The organism is Deinococcus carri (assembly GCF_039545055.1).
Classification (GTDB): domain Bacteria; phylum Deinococcota; class Deinococci; order Deinococcales; family Deinococcaceae; genus Deinococcus; species Deinococcus carri.
Map to the genome: position 1 here is coordinate 136,110 of NZ_BAABRP010000007.1, position 14,393 is coordinate 150,502.

Here is a 14,393-nt window from a genome sequence, read left to right on the forward strand (position 1 = left end):
CTCTCCCGTCCTGTTCATGGTCAGCGTTGGGCGGCGACCTTCCCGAAGACGGGCAACAGTTGCTGGAGAGAGCGGACAGGATCGGCATTGTTGAGGGTCTTGGCAGACGCGGCGAGAGCCGTCGCCTGCTGGGTGAGCTTTGCCACCTGAAGCTGGGTGGTGCTCTGGGCCGAGAGGTCGCCCGCCGGAGTGGCCAGGCCGCCGAGTGACGGCGTGGTGCTGATCTGTCCCATGCCAAACGCGACCGCCGTGCTCGCCGTAGCGGTGGAGCGCAGCTCGGCGTCGTCGTCAAAGAAGAAAGGCTTGCCCTGCTGGGTGCTGAGGGCGTTGTCATCATCGTCGGCCAGCAGGAAGATGTCTTCATTCTCCAGATCGCGGATGAAACGCACCTGCAACTGGTTGGCCGCCGTGACCGGTCCCATAAGGGTCAGGCCGTCCAGCACCACGTCACTCCTGGGGTCGCCGGGCGTCACGTCCTTCCCATATACGCCCAGGGCCAGGGTGCCGGTATTGGTGCTGCTCTGGTCGAAGAGGGTCGTCAGGCCCGAAGCCACCAGATTCCCGGCGTAATCGACCGCCACCCACACCCAGTCGCCCTGATACAACGTGTTGATGTTGATGCGGGTGTTCAGGCCGCCCTGACCGACGTTGCCCGCAGCATCGTAGGCCCGGGCAGTGAAGCTCACGACGCCGTTGTCGCGCTGATCCACCTCGACGGAGGCCGTGTAGGGAGCGGCCGTATCGGTTCCGATCAGCGTGCTGCCCCGGTAGAACTCGACCTTGGTGACGCCGACGGTATCGGTAGCGTTGGCGGTCAACGTGAAGTCGCCGGGTGTGGTGGGCGGGGTGCCCGTCAGGGTCACCGTGGGCGGCGTGGTGTCGGCGGTCGGTCGGGGGTCGCCCCCGCAGGCAGCCAGCAGCAGCGCGGCACTCAGGAGGGGCAGGGTAAGTCTGGTCATCCTGCCCACAGTAGGGGTTGTTCCCCGGCAACGTTGCCGCATGTGCGGCACAGTCCCCGCCGGACACCTGCGCTACCCTCCTCCCGATGGCCGATCTTCCCCCCACTTCCCCTGCCCGCCCCCGCCTGCGCCTGCGTGTGACGGCCCCCGCCGAGGCGCACCTGCGCGCGGGGCACCCCTGGCTGTACGAGAGCAGCGTGCGCGGGCAGAACCGGGAGGGCGAGGCCGGGGAACTGGCGGTGGTGTACGACCGCCGTGACCGCTTTCTGGCGATAGGCCTGTACGACCCGCACTCGCCGCTGCGGCTGCGGGTGCTGCACGTGGGGACGCCGATCACGGTGGACCGGGCGTGGTGGGCGCACCGCCTGGACGCGGCCCTGCTGCGGCGTGCCCCCCTGTTCGGTCCCGCCGCGCACGCGGGGGAGACCGACGGCTACCGACTGCTGAACGGCGAGTCGGACGGGTTCCCCGGCGCGGTGCTCGACCGCTACGCCGACACGCTGGTTCTCAAGCTGTACACGGCGGCCTGGTTCCCGCACCTGCCGCTGCTGCTGGAGCTGCTGGCCGAACGGTTTCCGGGCTTCCGGGTGGTGCTGCGCCTCAGCCGCAATGTCGCGGCGCTGGCGCAGGAGGCGGGCCTGCACGACGGCCAGACCCTGGTGGGCGAGGAGCCGGGCGGCCCGGTGGTCTTCCGCGAATCCGGCCTCCACTTCGAGGCGGACGTGGTGCGCGGGCAGAAGACGGGCTTTTTTCTGGATCAGCGCGAGAACCGCCGCCGGGTGGAGGCACTCGCGCGGGGGCGGCGGGTGCTGAACGCCTTTTCCTTTTCCGGGGGCTTCTCGCTGTATGCCGCGCGGGGCGGGGCGCGGGAGGTGGTCAGCCTGGACATCAGCGCGCACGCCCTCGCCAGTGCGGGGCGCAACTTCGCGCTGAATCCCGGCCTCACCGCGCGCCATGAGACGGTGCAGGCCGACGTGTTCGAGTGGCTGGCGCAGACGGGGCGCGAGTTCGACCTGATCATCCTCGACCCGCCCTCGCTGGCGCGGCGGGAGGCCGAGCGGGCGGGGGCCATCCGCGCCTACGGGAAGTTGGCGGCCGACGGCCTGCGCCGCCTCGCGCCGGGAGGCGTGCTGGTGAGCGCCTCGTGCAGCGCCCACGTCAGCGCCGAGGAGTTCTTCGAGGCGGTGCGGGGCGCGGCCCGGCGCAGCGGCCGCAAGTGGCGCGAGCTGCGGACCAGCCGCCACGCCCCCGACCACCACGCCAGCTTCCCCGAGGCCGAGTACCTCAAGGCGATCTACCTGCAACTCGACTGACGGCGGGGCGGCCAGGGGAGGGGAGTGGGGTGGGGCCAGACGGAAGGGGCACAGTGCCGCGCAAGATCATCCACGTGGACATGGACGCCTTTTATGCGTCGGTCGAACAGCGGGATGACCCCCGGCTGCGCGGCCACCCCGTCGCGGTGGCCTGGGGCGGCAAGCGCAGCGTGGTCCTGACCGCCAGCTACGAGGCGCGGCCCCACGGTGTGCGGAGCGCCATGCCGCTGTACCGGGCACTGGAACGCTGTCCGGACCTGCGGGTGGTCGAGCCGCGCTTCGAGGCGTACCGCGAGGTCAGTGCGCAGGTCCGCGAGATTTTCGCGCGCTACACGCCGCTGGTCGAGCCGCTCGCGCTGGACGAGGCGTATCTGGACGTGACCGACCCCCTGACCGGCGGGCCGAGTGCTACCCGCATCGCCGCGGGCATCCGCGCCGCCATTCGCGCCCGGACGGGGCTGACCGCCACGGCGGGCGTGAGCGTGAACAAGTTCCTCGCCAAGCTGGCGAGCGGCCTGAACAAGCCCGACGGCCTGACGGTGCTGCTGCCCGCCGAGGCCGACGCGCTGCTGGCCGCGCTGCCCACCGCCGACTTTCACGGCATCGGCCCCGCGACCGCGCGCAAGCTCGCCGCGCACGGGATTCACACCGGGGCCGACCTGCGCGCCGCCCCGCCGGGGGAACTGACCCGGCTGTTCGGGCGAATGGGCGAGCATTTTTCGCGCATCGCCCACGGGCAGGACGACCGGCCCGTGCAGCCTGACCGCGCGCCCCTCAGCATCGGGGCGGAGGAAACCTACGGCGAGGACCTCCGCACGGCGCAGCAGGTGCGGGCCGCGTTGCCGCACCTCGCGGCCACCGTCGAGCGGCGGCTGCACCGGGCCGATCGCGCCGGGCGGGTAGTGATTCTGAAACTCCGCTTTCACGACCGCACGCTGCTGACCCGCCGCGTCACGTTGCCCCAGCCGGTGCAGGCGGCGGAGGTGCTCGCACGGGTGGCCGCCCGCCTGGTCACCCCGGAACTGCTCGCGGGGCGCGGGGTGCGGCTGGTCGGACTGACGGCCGCCGGTCTGACGGCCCCAGTTCCGCCGCAACCGACCCTGTTCGGGGCGGCGTGGGAGGAACCGCGCCCCCGCTGAAGCCACCCGGCTGAAGAAAATCTCAACAGAGGTTGAGGCTGCTCCCCACACCCCGGCGGCAGGGGTCGGTAGCCTGAGCGGGCTGCTGGCAGGTCAGCGCTTGCGCCGCTGCCAGCCGTTCCATGCTGCCCCGTTGCCGTTTCTCCCCGAGTTACCGAAAGGTGCCCCATGAGCCAGTCCGACCCCCGGAGCACAGCTCCCGATGCCGCCCCGCAGTCCCAGGACGTGCCGTCTCCCGAAGTGCAGCCCCGCGAGGTGCAGGGCAGCAGCAAGCAGGCGCAGCTTGAGCCGCAGCGCAGGGACAGCACCGGCCAGTACCTCACCACCAACCAGGGCTTGCGCGTCAGCGACACCGATAACTCGCTGAAGGCGGGCGCGCGCGGGCCGACGCTGCTTGAAGACTTCCACCTGCGCGAGAAGATGATGCACTTCGACCACGAGCGCATCCCCGAGCGCGTGGTCCACGCCCGCGGCTCGGGCGCGCACGGCTACTTCCAGGTGTACGAGCCGCTCACCGAACTGACCAGGGCGAAGGTCTTTCAGGACCCTTCGGTCAGGACGCCCGTCTTCGTGCGCTTTTCCACCGTGGTGGGCTTTCGCGGCTCGGCGGACACCGTGCGCGACGTGCGCGGCTTCGCGGTGAAGTTCTACACCGAGGAGGGCAACTGGGACCTGGTGGGCAACAACATGCCGGTCTTCTTCATCCAGGACGCGATCAAGTTCCCCGACCTCGTCCACGCCGTCAAGCCCGAGCAGCCCGACCAGATGCCGCAGGCGTCGGCGGCGCACGACACCTTCTGGGATTTCATCTCGCTGATGCCGGAAAGCGCGCACGTCATCATGTGGGTGCTGTCCGACCGCGCCATTCCCCGCAGCTACCGCATGATGGAGGGCTTCGGCGTCCACACCTTCCGCTTCATCAACGAGGCGGGCAAGGCACGCTTCGTGAAGTTCCACTGGCGGCCCGTGCTGGGCACCGCCTCCCTGGTCTGGGACGAGGCGCAGAAGATCGCCGGAAAGGATCCGGACTTCAACCGCCGCGACCTGTGGGAGGCCATCGAGCAGGGCAACTTCCCCGAGTTCGAGCTGGGCGTGCAGATCGTGGAGGAGGAAGACGAACAGCGGTTCGACTTCGACCTGCTCGACGCCACCAAGCTCATTCCCGAGGAGCTGGTGCCGGTGCGCATCGTGGGCAAGCTGACCCTGAACCGCAACCCCGACAACTTCTTCGCGGAGACCGAGCAGGTGGCCTTTCACCCCGGCCACGTGGTGCCGGGCATCGACTTCACCAACGATCCCCTTCTCCAGGGGCGGCTGTTCTCGTACCTGGACACGCAACTGATTCGCCTGGGCGGCCCCAATTTTGCCCAGCTGCCCATCAACCGTCCCGTCGTGCCGGTCCACAACAACCAGCGCGAGGGTTACGGGCAGCAGGAGATTCACCGCGGCCGCGCGTCGTACTTTCCCAACTCGCTGGGCGGCGGCTTTCCCGCTCCCGCGCCGGAGGCCGAGGGCGGCTACGTCCACCACATGGAGCGCGTGGAGGGCCACAAGATTCGCCAGCGCAGCCCCAGTTTCGGGGACCACTTCAGCCAGGCCACCATGTTCTGGCAGTCGCTCACCCCGACCGAGCAGGAGCATCTGGTGGACGCCGCCCGCTTCGAGCTGGGCAAGTGCAAGGTCATGGCGGTGCGCGAGCGGATGGTCCACGAGTTCTTCAGCCGCATCAACCATGACCTGGCGGTGCGCGTGGCAGAGGGCATCGGCGTCGAGCCGCCCGCCGCCGACCTGAGCCAGCCCGTCCAGCAACTTGCCCCCGAGGTGGGCGTCGAGGCGCGCAAACGCACGGACGGCATCCGGACCCGCAAGATTGCTCTGCTGGCCGAAAATGGCGTGGACGTCGCCAGCCTGAACGCCATCCGGCAGGCCTTGCAGGAGGCGGGCGCGACCGCCGAGGTGATCTCGAAGTTCCCCGGCACCCTCCAGGGCGTGGGCGGCGAGGTGAAGGCGGACAAGGGCTTCCTGACCACCGCCTCGGTCCTGTACGACGCCGTCTTCGTGCCCGGCGGTGCCCAGAGTGCGGCGGCCCTGCTGCGGAACGGTGACGCGCTGCACTTCGTCACCGAGAGCTACAAGCACGGCAAGGCTATCGGCGCGCAGGGTGAGGGCGTGGAGCTGCTGCGAGCCGCGGCCCTCATCGGGGTGGCACTGGATGCGGGAGGCCTCCAGAGTCAGGCCGGTGTGGTGACCGCGCAGGGTCCGGACACCGCGCCGGACGCGCTGGCCCTGGCCTTTATCGAGGCCGTGGCCCAGCACCGCCACTGGAACCGCCCCGATCCCCGCGTTCCGGCCTGAACAGCGCCCCAGCGGGGGCAGGCAGGGGGGAGGCTGCGGCTTTCCCCCTGCCCCTTTCTGTTGCGGCCCTTTCCGTCATGGCGAGAGGCGCGCGCACTCCCTGTAAGAGCGCTGTTATCCGGCCCTCGTACTGTGAGTCATGCAAAGCCCAAGGGGTAAGAGGTTGAAGCAGGCTGTCCTCTCCGCGCTGCTGCTGGCGGGAACAGCGAACGCCGCGACCATCAAGATCGCCACCGTCAGTCCTCTCAGCGGCAGCCTGACGCCGATTGGCAGCGAGGTCAAACGCGGCGCGGAGCTGGCGGTACAGGAGCAGGCCGCGGCCTTCAAGGCCCTCGGCTACGACCTGGTGCTGACGCCGTATGACGATCAGGCCTCCGCCGTCCTGGGCGGGCAGGTCGCCAAGACGATCGTGGCGGATAAGGGCATCGTGGGTGTGGTCGGGGCGCTGAATTCCAGCGTGTCGAACGTGCTGGCGCAGGCGTTCGGCCCCGCTGGCCTCGCCACCATCTCGCCCGCCAGCACCAACGACCAGCTCACGCAAAACGACTGGGCGCACTTCAGCCGGGTCGTGGCCCCGGACGCCGCCCAGGGGGTCGCCGCCGCAAACTACATCGCGGATGAACTGAAGGCGCGCTCGGTGTTCGTGATTTCCGACAACACCGCTTACGGCAACGGCCTGACCCGCGTGCTGCTCAGCAACCTCAAGAAGCAGAAGGTGAACGTGGCGGCCTATGCCGGGGCCTCCAACGCGACCCAGATTGCCGACGTCGTGAAGAAGGTCAAGGGCAGTGGGGCCGACGTGGTGTATTTCGGCGGCACCGACGACACCGGCTCACAACTGCTCAAGGCGCTGCGGGCGGCGGGCATCACCGCGATCTTCATGGGTGGAGACGGCCTGGACTCCCCGAGTTTCCTCCAGCGCGTCGGCATCGCGGGGGCGGGCGTGGTGTACAGCACGGTCTTCGGGCCGGTGAGTTCCTTTTCCAACGCCCTGGACTTTACCGAGAAGTACCAGGCGGCCTACAAGAGCAAGCCCAGCGGCGTCGCCGTGTACGCCTACGACGCGACCAACACCCTCCTGGCCGCGGTCCGGGCGGCGGCGACCAGCGCCCGTGGTGTGCCCACCCGTGCCCAGGTCAGCGCCGCCGTCCGCAAGGTCAACCTCCCGGCCTGCTTCAACGCGGACAAGGCGCGCTGCACGACCATCACCGGGGCCATCGCCTTTTCCGGGAATGGCGAGCGCCAGCGCTCCCGCGTGCTGATCATGCGCTTCGACGACGTGCTTCAGCCGCAGGTCGCCAAGGTGCAGACGGTGACGGCCGAGAGCCTGAAGTGAGGTAGAGCGGCCAGCAGTCAGCTTCCAGCGGCCAGCACAGAAACAGGGACGATCCCCAGCCGGGACCGTCCCTGTTTCTGTGCTGTTTCTAGGGGGTTACGCCCGTGCCGTCTCGCGCTCCCCGGTCCCTTCGCCCGCCAGGTGCAGCCAGGTGCTCAGCACGCTGTCGGGGTTGAGGCTCACCGAGTCGATGCCCTGATCCATCAGCCACTGGGCGAGGGCGGGGTGGTCCGAGGGTCCCTGCCCGCAGATGCCCACGTACTTGCCCTGGCGCTTGGCGGCGGCGATGGCCTGGGCCATCAGCGCGAGCACGGCCTCGTTCTGCTCGTCGAACATGTCGGCCACCAGCCCCGAGTCGCGGTCGAGCGCCAGCGTGAGCTGCGTCAGGTCGTTGGAGCCGATGGAGAAGCCGTCGAAATGTTCGAGGAACTGGTCGGCCAGGATGGCGTTGGAGGGCACCTCGCACATCATGATCACCTTCAGCTCGTTCTCGCCGCGCGTCAGGCCGTTCCTTTCCAGAATCCCGATGATCGTCTGCGCCTCGCCCACCGTGCGGACGAAGGGAATCATCACCTGCACGTTGGTGAGGCCCATCTCGTCACGCACCAGGCGGATGGCCTCGCACTCCAGCGCGAAGGCCTCGGCAAAGTCGGCGGAGCGGTAGCGGGAGGCCCCCCGGAACCCGATCATGGGGTTCTCTTCCTGCGGCTCGTAGCCGGGGCCGCCGATCAGGTGGGCGTACTCGTTGCTCTTGAAGTCGCTGAGGCGCACGATCACGGGCTTGGGCGCGAAGGCGGCCGCAATGCTTGCCACGCCCTCGGCCAGCTTGTCGCGGAAGAAGTCACGCGGCGAGGCGTACCCGGCGGTCCGCTCCTCGATCTGCGCCTTCACGTCCTCCGGCACGTTCGGGTAGTCCAGCAGCGCGCGGGGGTGAATGCCGATCACGTTCGAGATGACGAACTCCACACGCGCCAGCCCCACGCCCTCGTTGGGCAGCGCCGCGAAGGAAAAGGCGCGGTCGGGCGAGGCCACATTCATCATGATCTTCATCGGGACGGCGGGCATGGCGTCGAGTTCGACCCGGTCCACGCGGAAGGGCAGTTCCCCCGCGTACACATAGCCGGTGTCGCCCTCGGCGCAGCTCACGGTCACGGCCTGACCGCTTTTCAGCTCGCGGGTGGCATTGCCGGTGCCCACCACCGCTGGAATCCCCAGCTCACGCGCGATGATGGCCGCGTGGCAGGTGCGCCCGCCGCGGTTGGTCACGATGGCGCTGGCCCGCTTCATCACCGGTTCCCAGTCGGGGTCGGTCATGTCGGCCACCAGCACGTCGCCCTCCTGCACCTGATCCATCTCGCTCACTTCGCGGACCACCCGCACCACACCCGCGCCGATGCGGTTGCCCACCGCGCGGCCCTCGACCAGCACCTCGCCGCTGCCCGACAGCTCGAAGCGCTCCAGCGTGCGCCCGGCACGGCTCTGCACCGTCTCGGGCCGCGCCTGGAGGATGTAGATCAGGCCGTCGCGCCCGTCCTTGCCCCACTCGATGTCCATCGGGCGGCCATAGTGCTCCTCGATGGTCACGCACTGCCGGGCGAGTTCGGTCAGGTCCTCGTCCGAGAGGCAGAAGCGCCGTTGCTCGGCCTGCGGCACATCCACACTCTCCACGCCCCCGCCCTCGGCGTAGATCATCTTGCGGGCCTTGCTGCCCAGAGTGCGGCGCAGCACCGCGCGTTTCCCGGCCTTCAGCGCGGGCTTGTACACGAAGAACTCGTCGGGGTTCACCGCGCCCTGCACCACCAGCTCGCCCAGGCCGTAGGCTGCTGTCACCAGCACCGCGTCCCGGTAGCCGCTCTCGGTGTCGAGGGTAAAGGCCACGCCGCTCACGCCCAGGTCGGTGCGGACCATGCGCTGCACGCCCGCCGACAGCGCGACCTCCGCGTGCGCGAAGCCGTGGTGGACGCGGTAGGAGATGGCCCGGTCATTGTAGAGAGAGGCGAACACCAGCCGGACGTGATGCAGCACCGAGTCGATGCCGCGCACGTTCAGGAAGGTTTCCTGCTGCCCGGCGAAACTCGCTTCCGGCAGGTCCTCGGCGGTGGCGCTCGACCGCACGGCCACGTCCGGCTCGGTGCCCCCGGCTTCCTGCGTCATCTGGGCGTAGGTGTCGCGGATGGCCCCTTCCAGCCCCGCGGGCAGTTCGCCTTCCTCGACCCAGCCGCGAATTTCCTTACCGGCGGCGGCCAGGGCCACCACGTCGTTCACGTCGAGTGAGGAGAGCCGGGCGTTGATCTTCTCCTCGATGCTGTTGTGGGTCAGGAAGGCGCGGAAGGCATCCGCCGTCGTGGCAAAGCCGCCGGGCACCCGCACCCCGGCCCCCGCCAGCCCCTGAATCATCTCGCCGATGGAGGCGTTCTTGCCGCCCACGACCTCCACGTCCGTCATCCTTAGTGTCTGGAACCAGCGAATCATGTCCATGCGTCTACTCCGTTCTGATGGGCTTTTCCCGTGTGGAAACGGCGGGAATTGGTGTGCTTAGGCTCCCACAGCTTACCCCGGAGATCCCGCGCCGTCTGCCACCTGTCTGGGGACAACCTTTATCCGTCTGGACAGCCCCCCACCCCGCCGTGTCAGGCTGCGGGCATGACGCCGCCTGCCCGCACCGTCCTGATTGTCAGCGACCACACCGGCCTGACGGCCGAGAACACCGCCCGCGCGCTGCTGGCCCACTTTCCGAACCAGCCCCTCAAGTACCTTCAGCGGCCCTTTGTCGCCAGCGTGGCCGCCGCGCAGGGGGTGGCCCGCGAGGTCGCGGCGCTGGCCTCCCGTGGCGAACGCCCCCTGATCTTCACCACCATCACCGACGCGGCCGTGCTGCGCGAACTGGAAGCCGCGCCCGCCCAGATGTTCGACCTGCTCGGCCCCGGCCTCAGTGCCCTGGAACAGGAGTTCGGGGAAAAGGCCGCCCGCAGCGTGGGCCGCCACCACGACATGCACGACCAGACCAGCTACCTGGCCCGCATGGACGCGCTGGATTTCGCCCTCGCCACCGACGACGGCCTGGGTGACCGCCAGTACGGTCTGGCCGACGTGATCCTGGTGGGGGTCAGCCGCGCGGGCAAGACGCCCACCAGCCTGTTTCTGGCCCTCCAGCACGGCATCCGCGCCAGCAATTACCCCCTGGCGGAAGACGACTTCGAGCGCGAGTCGCTGCCCATTCCCCTCGAACCCTGGCGCGCCAAGCTGCACGGCCTGACCATCGACCCCCGCCGCCTGCACGCCATCCGCACCCAGCGCAAGCCGAACAGCCGCTACGCCAGCTTAGAGCAGTGCGAACACGAGGTTCGCCGCGCCGAGCGCCTCTTTCAGCGCGTGGGCATCCCGGTGCGCGACACCACCAGCGCCAGCGTGGAGGAAATCGCGGCGGGGATTCTGGCGCAGGTGCGGCGGGGGTGAGGGAGGGAGCTTTCAGCGGTCAGCTTTGAGCAGCGGGGGCTGAAGCTCAGGGCTGATGTAAGTCGGAAGAAGAGTGCGTGTGGGACGTCATTTTTAGCTCCTCCCCCCTTGCGGGGGAGGTTGGGAGGGGGGTGGCAAGCGAAGCTTGCCCTCTGCATATATCTTTCCTTTTCTCCCCGCCCCGCTGCCCTATCCTGTCCACCGTGAGGGCCAGCCCTTGAACAACGACATACCCGTGCAGGACATCGGGCCGCAGGGCGAGGTGATGGCGCACGCGGTGGACGCCTGCGTGCATTGCGGCTTCTGCCTGCCCGCCTGCCCCACCTACGCTGTCCTGGGCGACGAGATGGACAGCCCCCGCGGCCGCATCGTGCTGATGAAGGAGGTGCTGGAGGGCGCGCTGCCCCTGGCGGACGCCGCCCCGCACCTCGACCGCTGCCTGGGGTGTCAGGCGTGCGTGACGGCCTGCCCCAGCGGGGTGCCCTACGGCGAACTGATCACCAGTTTCCGGGGCTGGAGCGAACCCCAGCGCGAGCGTTCGCCGCTGGCCCGGGCGGGGCGCGCCGCCATCCTGAAGATTCTCCCCGCGCCGAGGGTGTTCAGTCTGGCCGCGCGGGCGGGGCAGTATGCCAAGCCCCTCGCGCCCCTGCTGCCCGCTGCGCTGCGTGCGCCCCTGGACCTGCTGCCCGAGCATGTCCCGGCGATGCAGCCCAACCCGGAAGTCACGCCCGCACGCGGCAAACGGCGGGGCCGGGTGGCCTTCCTCGCCGGCTGCGCGCAGCAGGCCCTGACGCCCAACTTCAACGCCGCGACCCTGCGCGTGCTGGCCCGCAACGGCATCGAGGTGGTGATTCCGGAGGGGCAGGGCTGTTGCGGGGCCGCCGCGCTGCATACCGGCGCGCGTGAGGAGGCCCTGCGGCTGGTCCGTCAGAACCTCGCCGCCTTCAATCCCGACGACTACGACGCCATTCTCAGCAATGCGGCGGGTTGTGGCGCGGGCCTCAAGGAGTACCCGGTGGTGCTGCACGGCCTCCCCGACGAGGCCCAGGCGCGGGCCTTCGCCGCGAAGGTGCAGGACATCAGCGAGTTCCTGGCGGGGCTGCTGCGGGAAGGTGAACTCGAACCCTGCCTGCCCACCGCCCGTCCCCTCACCATCGCCTACCACGACGCCTGTCACCTCGCCCACGCGCAGGGCGTTCGCGCCGCGCCCCGTGAACTTCTGCGCGCGATTCCCGGCGTGACGGTGCTGGAGGTGCCCGAGGGCGACCTGTGCTGCGGCTCGGCGGGCACCTACAACCTGGAACAGCCCGAACTGGCGAACGAGCTTGGCGTGCGCAAGGCCAGAAATATCCTGTCCACCACGCCGGACCTGATCGCCAGCGGCAATATCGGCTGCCACACCCAGATTCAGAGCCACGTCCGGCGGCAGGGGAGCCGGGTGCCGGTGCTGCATACGGTGGAAGTGCTGGACCTGGCTTATCGGGGGGAGCTGTGAGGGGAGGGAGGCGGGACGCGGGACGCAGTGCGCGGTTGGTCTTTTCCCGTGCACCGCGCACCGCGTACTGCGCCCCCGAGGTCCACCCATGACCCCCCGCAAAACCGCCCTTTCCCCTGGTTCCCCCGCCCCCAAGCCCCGCTCGAACGGGAAGCCCGACAATGCCCTCGCTGCTGAACTCACCCGCCTGCTCGGCCCGCAGAAGGTTCTCTCCAACCTCTCCGAGCGGCTGAATTACCGCTACGACGCGATTCAGTTCGGGGCGACGCCGCTGGCTGTAGTGCTGCCGGAAAGTACGGCGGACGTGGTGACGGCGGTGCGGGCGGCGCGGGCGGCGGGCGTGCCTGTCGTGGGGCGCGGGGCGGCGAGTGGGCTGAGTGGCGGCGCGGCTCCGGCCCTACCCGGACTCGTCATCTCCTTTACCCGCATGACCCGGCTGGACATCTTCCCGGAGCGGCGGGAGGCGCGGGCACAGGCGGGCGTGGTGACGCTGGCGGTGACGGACAAGGCCAGACCGTTCGGCCTGATCTACCCGCCCGACCCCGCCAGCTTCCGCACCAGCACCATCGGCGGGAACCTGGGCGAGAACGCGGGGGGGCCGCTGTGCTTCAAGTACGGGGTGAGCGGCGACTACGTGCGGGGCCTGGAGTTCGTGGACGCGGAGGGCGAGGTGCATGAACTGGGCCGCGACGCCTACGACCTGGCCGGGTTGCTGATCGGTTCAGAGGGCACCCTGGGCCTCATCACCGAGGCCACGCTGCGCCTGACCCCGCCGCCCCGGTTCACCCGCACCCTGATGGCGAGTTTCGCGGAGGTGGGGGCCTGCGCCGAGGCGGTCAGCGCCGCGATTGCCGCCGGGGCCGTGCCGGGCAAGCTGGAATTCATGGATCAGGCCTGCACGAACGCGGTGGAGGACTACCTGCACCTGGGCCTGCCACGGGAGGCGGGGGCCGTGCTGCTGGTGGACACCGACGGCGACGATCTGGACACGGTGGAGGAGGAACGTGCGCTGGTGGAGGCCGCCTGCCTGGCCGCCGGGGGCACGGTGCGCCGCGCCGCCAGTGACGCCGAGAGCGCCGCGCTGTGGCAGGCCCGCCGCAGCGTCAGCCCGGCGCTGGGCCGCATCCGCCCGCAGCGCATGAACGAGGACATCGTGGTGCCGCGCAGCGTGCTGCCCGACGTGGTGCGCGAGATTCGCGCGCTGGGCGACGCCAGCGGCTTTCACGTCGTGCAGTTCGGGCACATCGGGGACGGGAACCTGCACCCCAACATCCTCTTCGACCCCCGGCGCGAATCGCCGGAAGCCGTCCACGACCTCGCCCACCGCATCGCCCTCGTCGCCATCCGGCACGGCGGCGTCCTCAGCGGCGAACACGGCATCGGCACCATGAAACGGCCCTTCATGCGCGAGGCGGTGGACCCGGTGACCCTCAGCGCACTCTGGGACGTGAAGCGGGCGCTGGACCCGGCAGGGGCGCTGAATCCCGGCAAGGTGCTGCCGGAGGAGGAGTGAGGATGGGAAGCGGGATGCAGTACGCAGGACGCAGGAAAAAGCACGCAAAGGCCACGACGCCCGCGCACCGCTTCCCGCGCACCGCGCACCAGCCGGAGGCCAGCCATGCCCATCCTTGACCTCTCCCCCCACGACCAGACCGTCACCGTCAGCGGCGATACCGGGCTGCTGGAGGTTCACGCCGCGCTGCCCGCCGGGCTGTATCCGCCCTTTCCGCGGGTGGAACTGCCGGGCGGGGTGGGCGGGCTGGTCGCGCGCGGCGGCTTCGGGCAGACCTTCTTCTTCGGGGCGGAGGTGCTGGGCGTGACCTTTCGCGCGCCGTCGGGCCGCGTGGTGCGGGCGGGCGGGCGCACCGTGAAGAATGTGCAGGGCTACGACCTCACCCGCCCCTTCGTCGGTTCCTTCGGGCTGCTGGGCGAGGCGCTGGAAGTGACCCTGAGGCTCCGCCCCGGCCTGAGCGTGCGCCACGTCGCGGCCCCCGGCTCGCTGGCGGCCCTGGGGCACCTGTCTGCCCGCTTTGCCTGGCAGGACGGCGGCGAGGTTCACCTGCTGCATTTCGGCCACGCGCGCGAGGTGGAGCGGGCGCTGGGCGTGCTGCCGCAGGCGCGGGAGGTCACGGGACCTCTCGACCTCACCTCCCGCTTTCCGGACGGCCTCGGGGTAGGGGAGGGTGCGGCGTTGCGCGACCGCCGCTTCGGTTGGGTGAACGGCGGGGGAGCGCCCCCGGTGCCCCCGCTGTTCGCGCGGGTGGCGGCCAGCCTCTGAAGAGGCAGATGGCAAATGGCAGAAGGCGGAAGGCCCTTTGTCTCTGGCCTTCTGCCTTCTGC

Annotated in this window: 10 protein-coding genes; 8 read left to right on the forward strand and 2 right to left on the reverse strand. The window is 69.8% G+C overall.

Going from position 1 to position 14,393, the window contains the following annotated elements; translation table 11 throughout:
* Positions 1 to 20 precede the first annotated feature (20 nt).
* On the reverse strand, positions 21 to 959 hold the full coding sequence (locus ABEA67_RS10905) for an Ig-like domain-containing protein (protein ID WP_345465019.1): 939 nt from the start codon (positions 957 to 959) through the stop codon (positions 21 to 23).
* An 86-nt stretch (positions 960 to 1,045) separates the two neighbouring features.
* On the opposite strand from ABEA67_RS10905, the gene ABEA67_RS10910 reads away from it, so the two are divergent.
* The 4 genes from ABEA67_RS10910 to ABEA67_RS10925 all read left to right on the forward strand — a co-directional run bounded on the left by ABEA67_RS10910 (position 1,046) and on the right by ABEA67_RS10925 (position 7,102).
* The gene (locus tag ABEA67_RS10910; protein WP_345465021.1) at positions 1,046 to 2,272 is read left to right on the forward strand and encodes a 23S rRNA (cytosine(2499)-C(5))-methyltransferase; all 1,227 of its coding nucleotides are present in this window, start codon (positions 1,046 to 1,048) and stop codon (positions 2,270 to 2,272) included.
* A 53-nt stretch (positions 2,273 to 2,325) separates the two neighbouring features.
* Positions 2,326 to 3,411: a DNA polymerase IV gene (gene dinB / locus ABEA67_RS10915; protein ID WP_345465022.1), complete on the forward strand. Its 1,086-nt coding sequence runs from the start codon at positions 2,326 to 2,328 to the stop codon at positions 3,409 to 3,411.
* A gap of 168 nt (positions 3,412 to 3,579) precedes the next feature.
* Positions 3,580 to 5,766, forward strand: a complete 2,187-nt coding sequence (locus ABEA67_RS10920; RefSeq protein WP_345465024.1) for a catalase — start codon at positions 3,580 to 3,582, stop codon at positions 5,764 to 5,766.
* A gap of 163 nt (positions 5,767 to 5,929) precedes the next feature.
* A complete protein-coding gene (locus ABEA67_RS10925) occupies positions 5,930 to 7,102 on the forward strand; it encodes a branched-chain amino acid ABC transporter substrate-binding protein (RefSeq protein ID WP_345465026.1) in 1,173 nt (390 codons plus the stop codon).
* A 96-nt stretch (positions 7,103 to 7,198) separates the two neighbouring features.
* Here ABEA67_RS10925 and ppsA read toward each other — a convergent pair whose 3' ends face one another.
* Entirely contained in the window at positions 7,199 to 9,580 is a 2,382-nt protein-coding gene (gene ppsA, locus ABEA67_RS10930; protein WP_345465028.1) for a phosphoenolpyruvate synthase, read from the reverse strand.
* A gap of 165 nt (positions 9,581 to 9,745) precedes the next feature.
* Between ppsA and ABEA67_RS10935 the strand changes: the two genes are divergently transcribed.
* The 4 genes from ABEA67_RS10935 to ABEA67_RS10950 all read left to right on the forward strand — a co-directional run bounded on the left by ABEA67_RS10935 (position 9,746) and on the right by ABEA67_RS10950 (position 14,331).
* Positions 9,746 to 10,558: a pyruvate, water dikinase regulatory protein gene (locus ABEA67_RS10935; RefSeq protein WP_345465030.1), complete on the forward strand. Its 813-nt coding sequence runs from the start codon at positions 9,746 to 9,748 to the stop codon at positions 10,556 to 10,558.
* A gap of 217 nt (positions 10,559 to 10,775) precedes the next feature.
* Positions 10,776 to 12,053 (forward strand): glycolate oxidase subunit GlcF, encoded by a 1,278-nt coding sequence (gene glcF / locus ABEA67_RS10940; RefSeq protein WP_345465032.1) that lies wholly within the window; start codon positions 10,776 to 10,778, stop codon positions 12,051 to 12,053.
* 88 nt (positions 12,054 to 12,141) lie between these two features.
* On the forward strand, positions 12,142 to 13,566 hold the full coding sequence (locus ABEA67_RS10945; protein ID WP_345465034.1) for an FAD-binding oxidoreductase: 1,425 nt from the start codon (positions 12,142 to 12,144) through the stop codon (positions 13,564 to 13,566).
* A gap of 105 nt (positions 13,567 to 13,671) precedes the next feature.
* Positions 13,672 to 14,331 (forward strand): FAD-binding oxidoreductase, encoded by a 660-nt coding sequence (locus ABEA67_RS10950; protein WP_345465036.1) that lies wholly within the window; start codon positions 13,672 to 13,674, stop codon positions 14,329 to 14,331.
* The last annotated feature ends 62 nt before the right edge of the window (positions 14,332 to 14,393 follow it).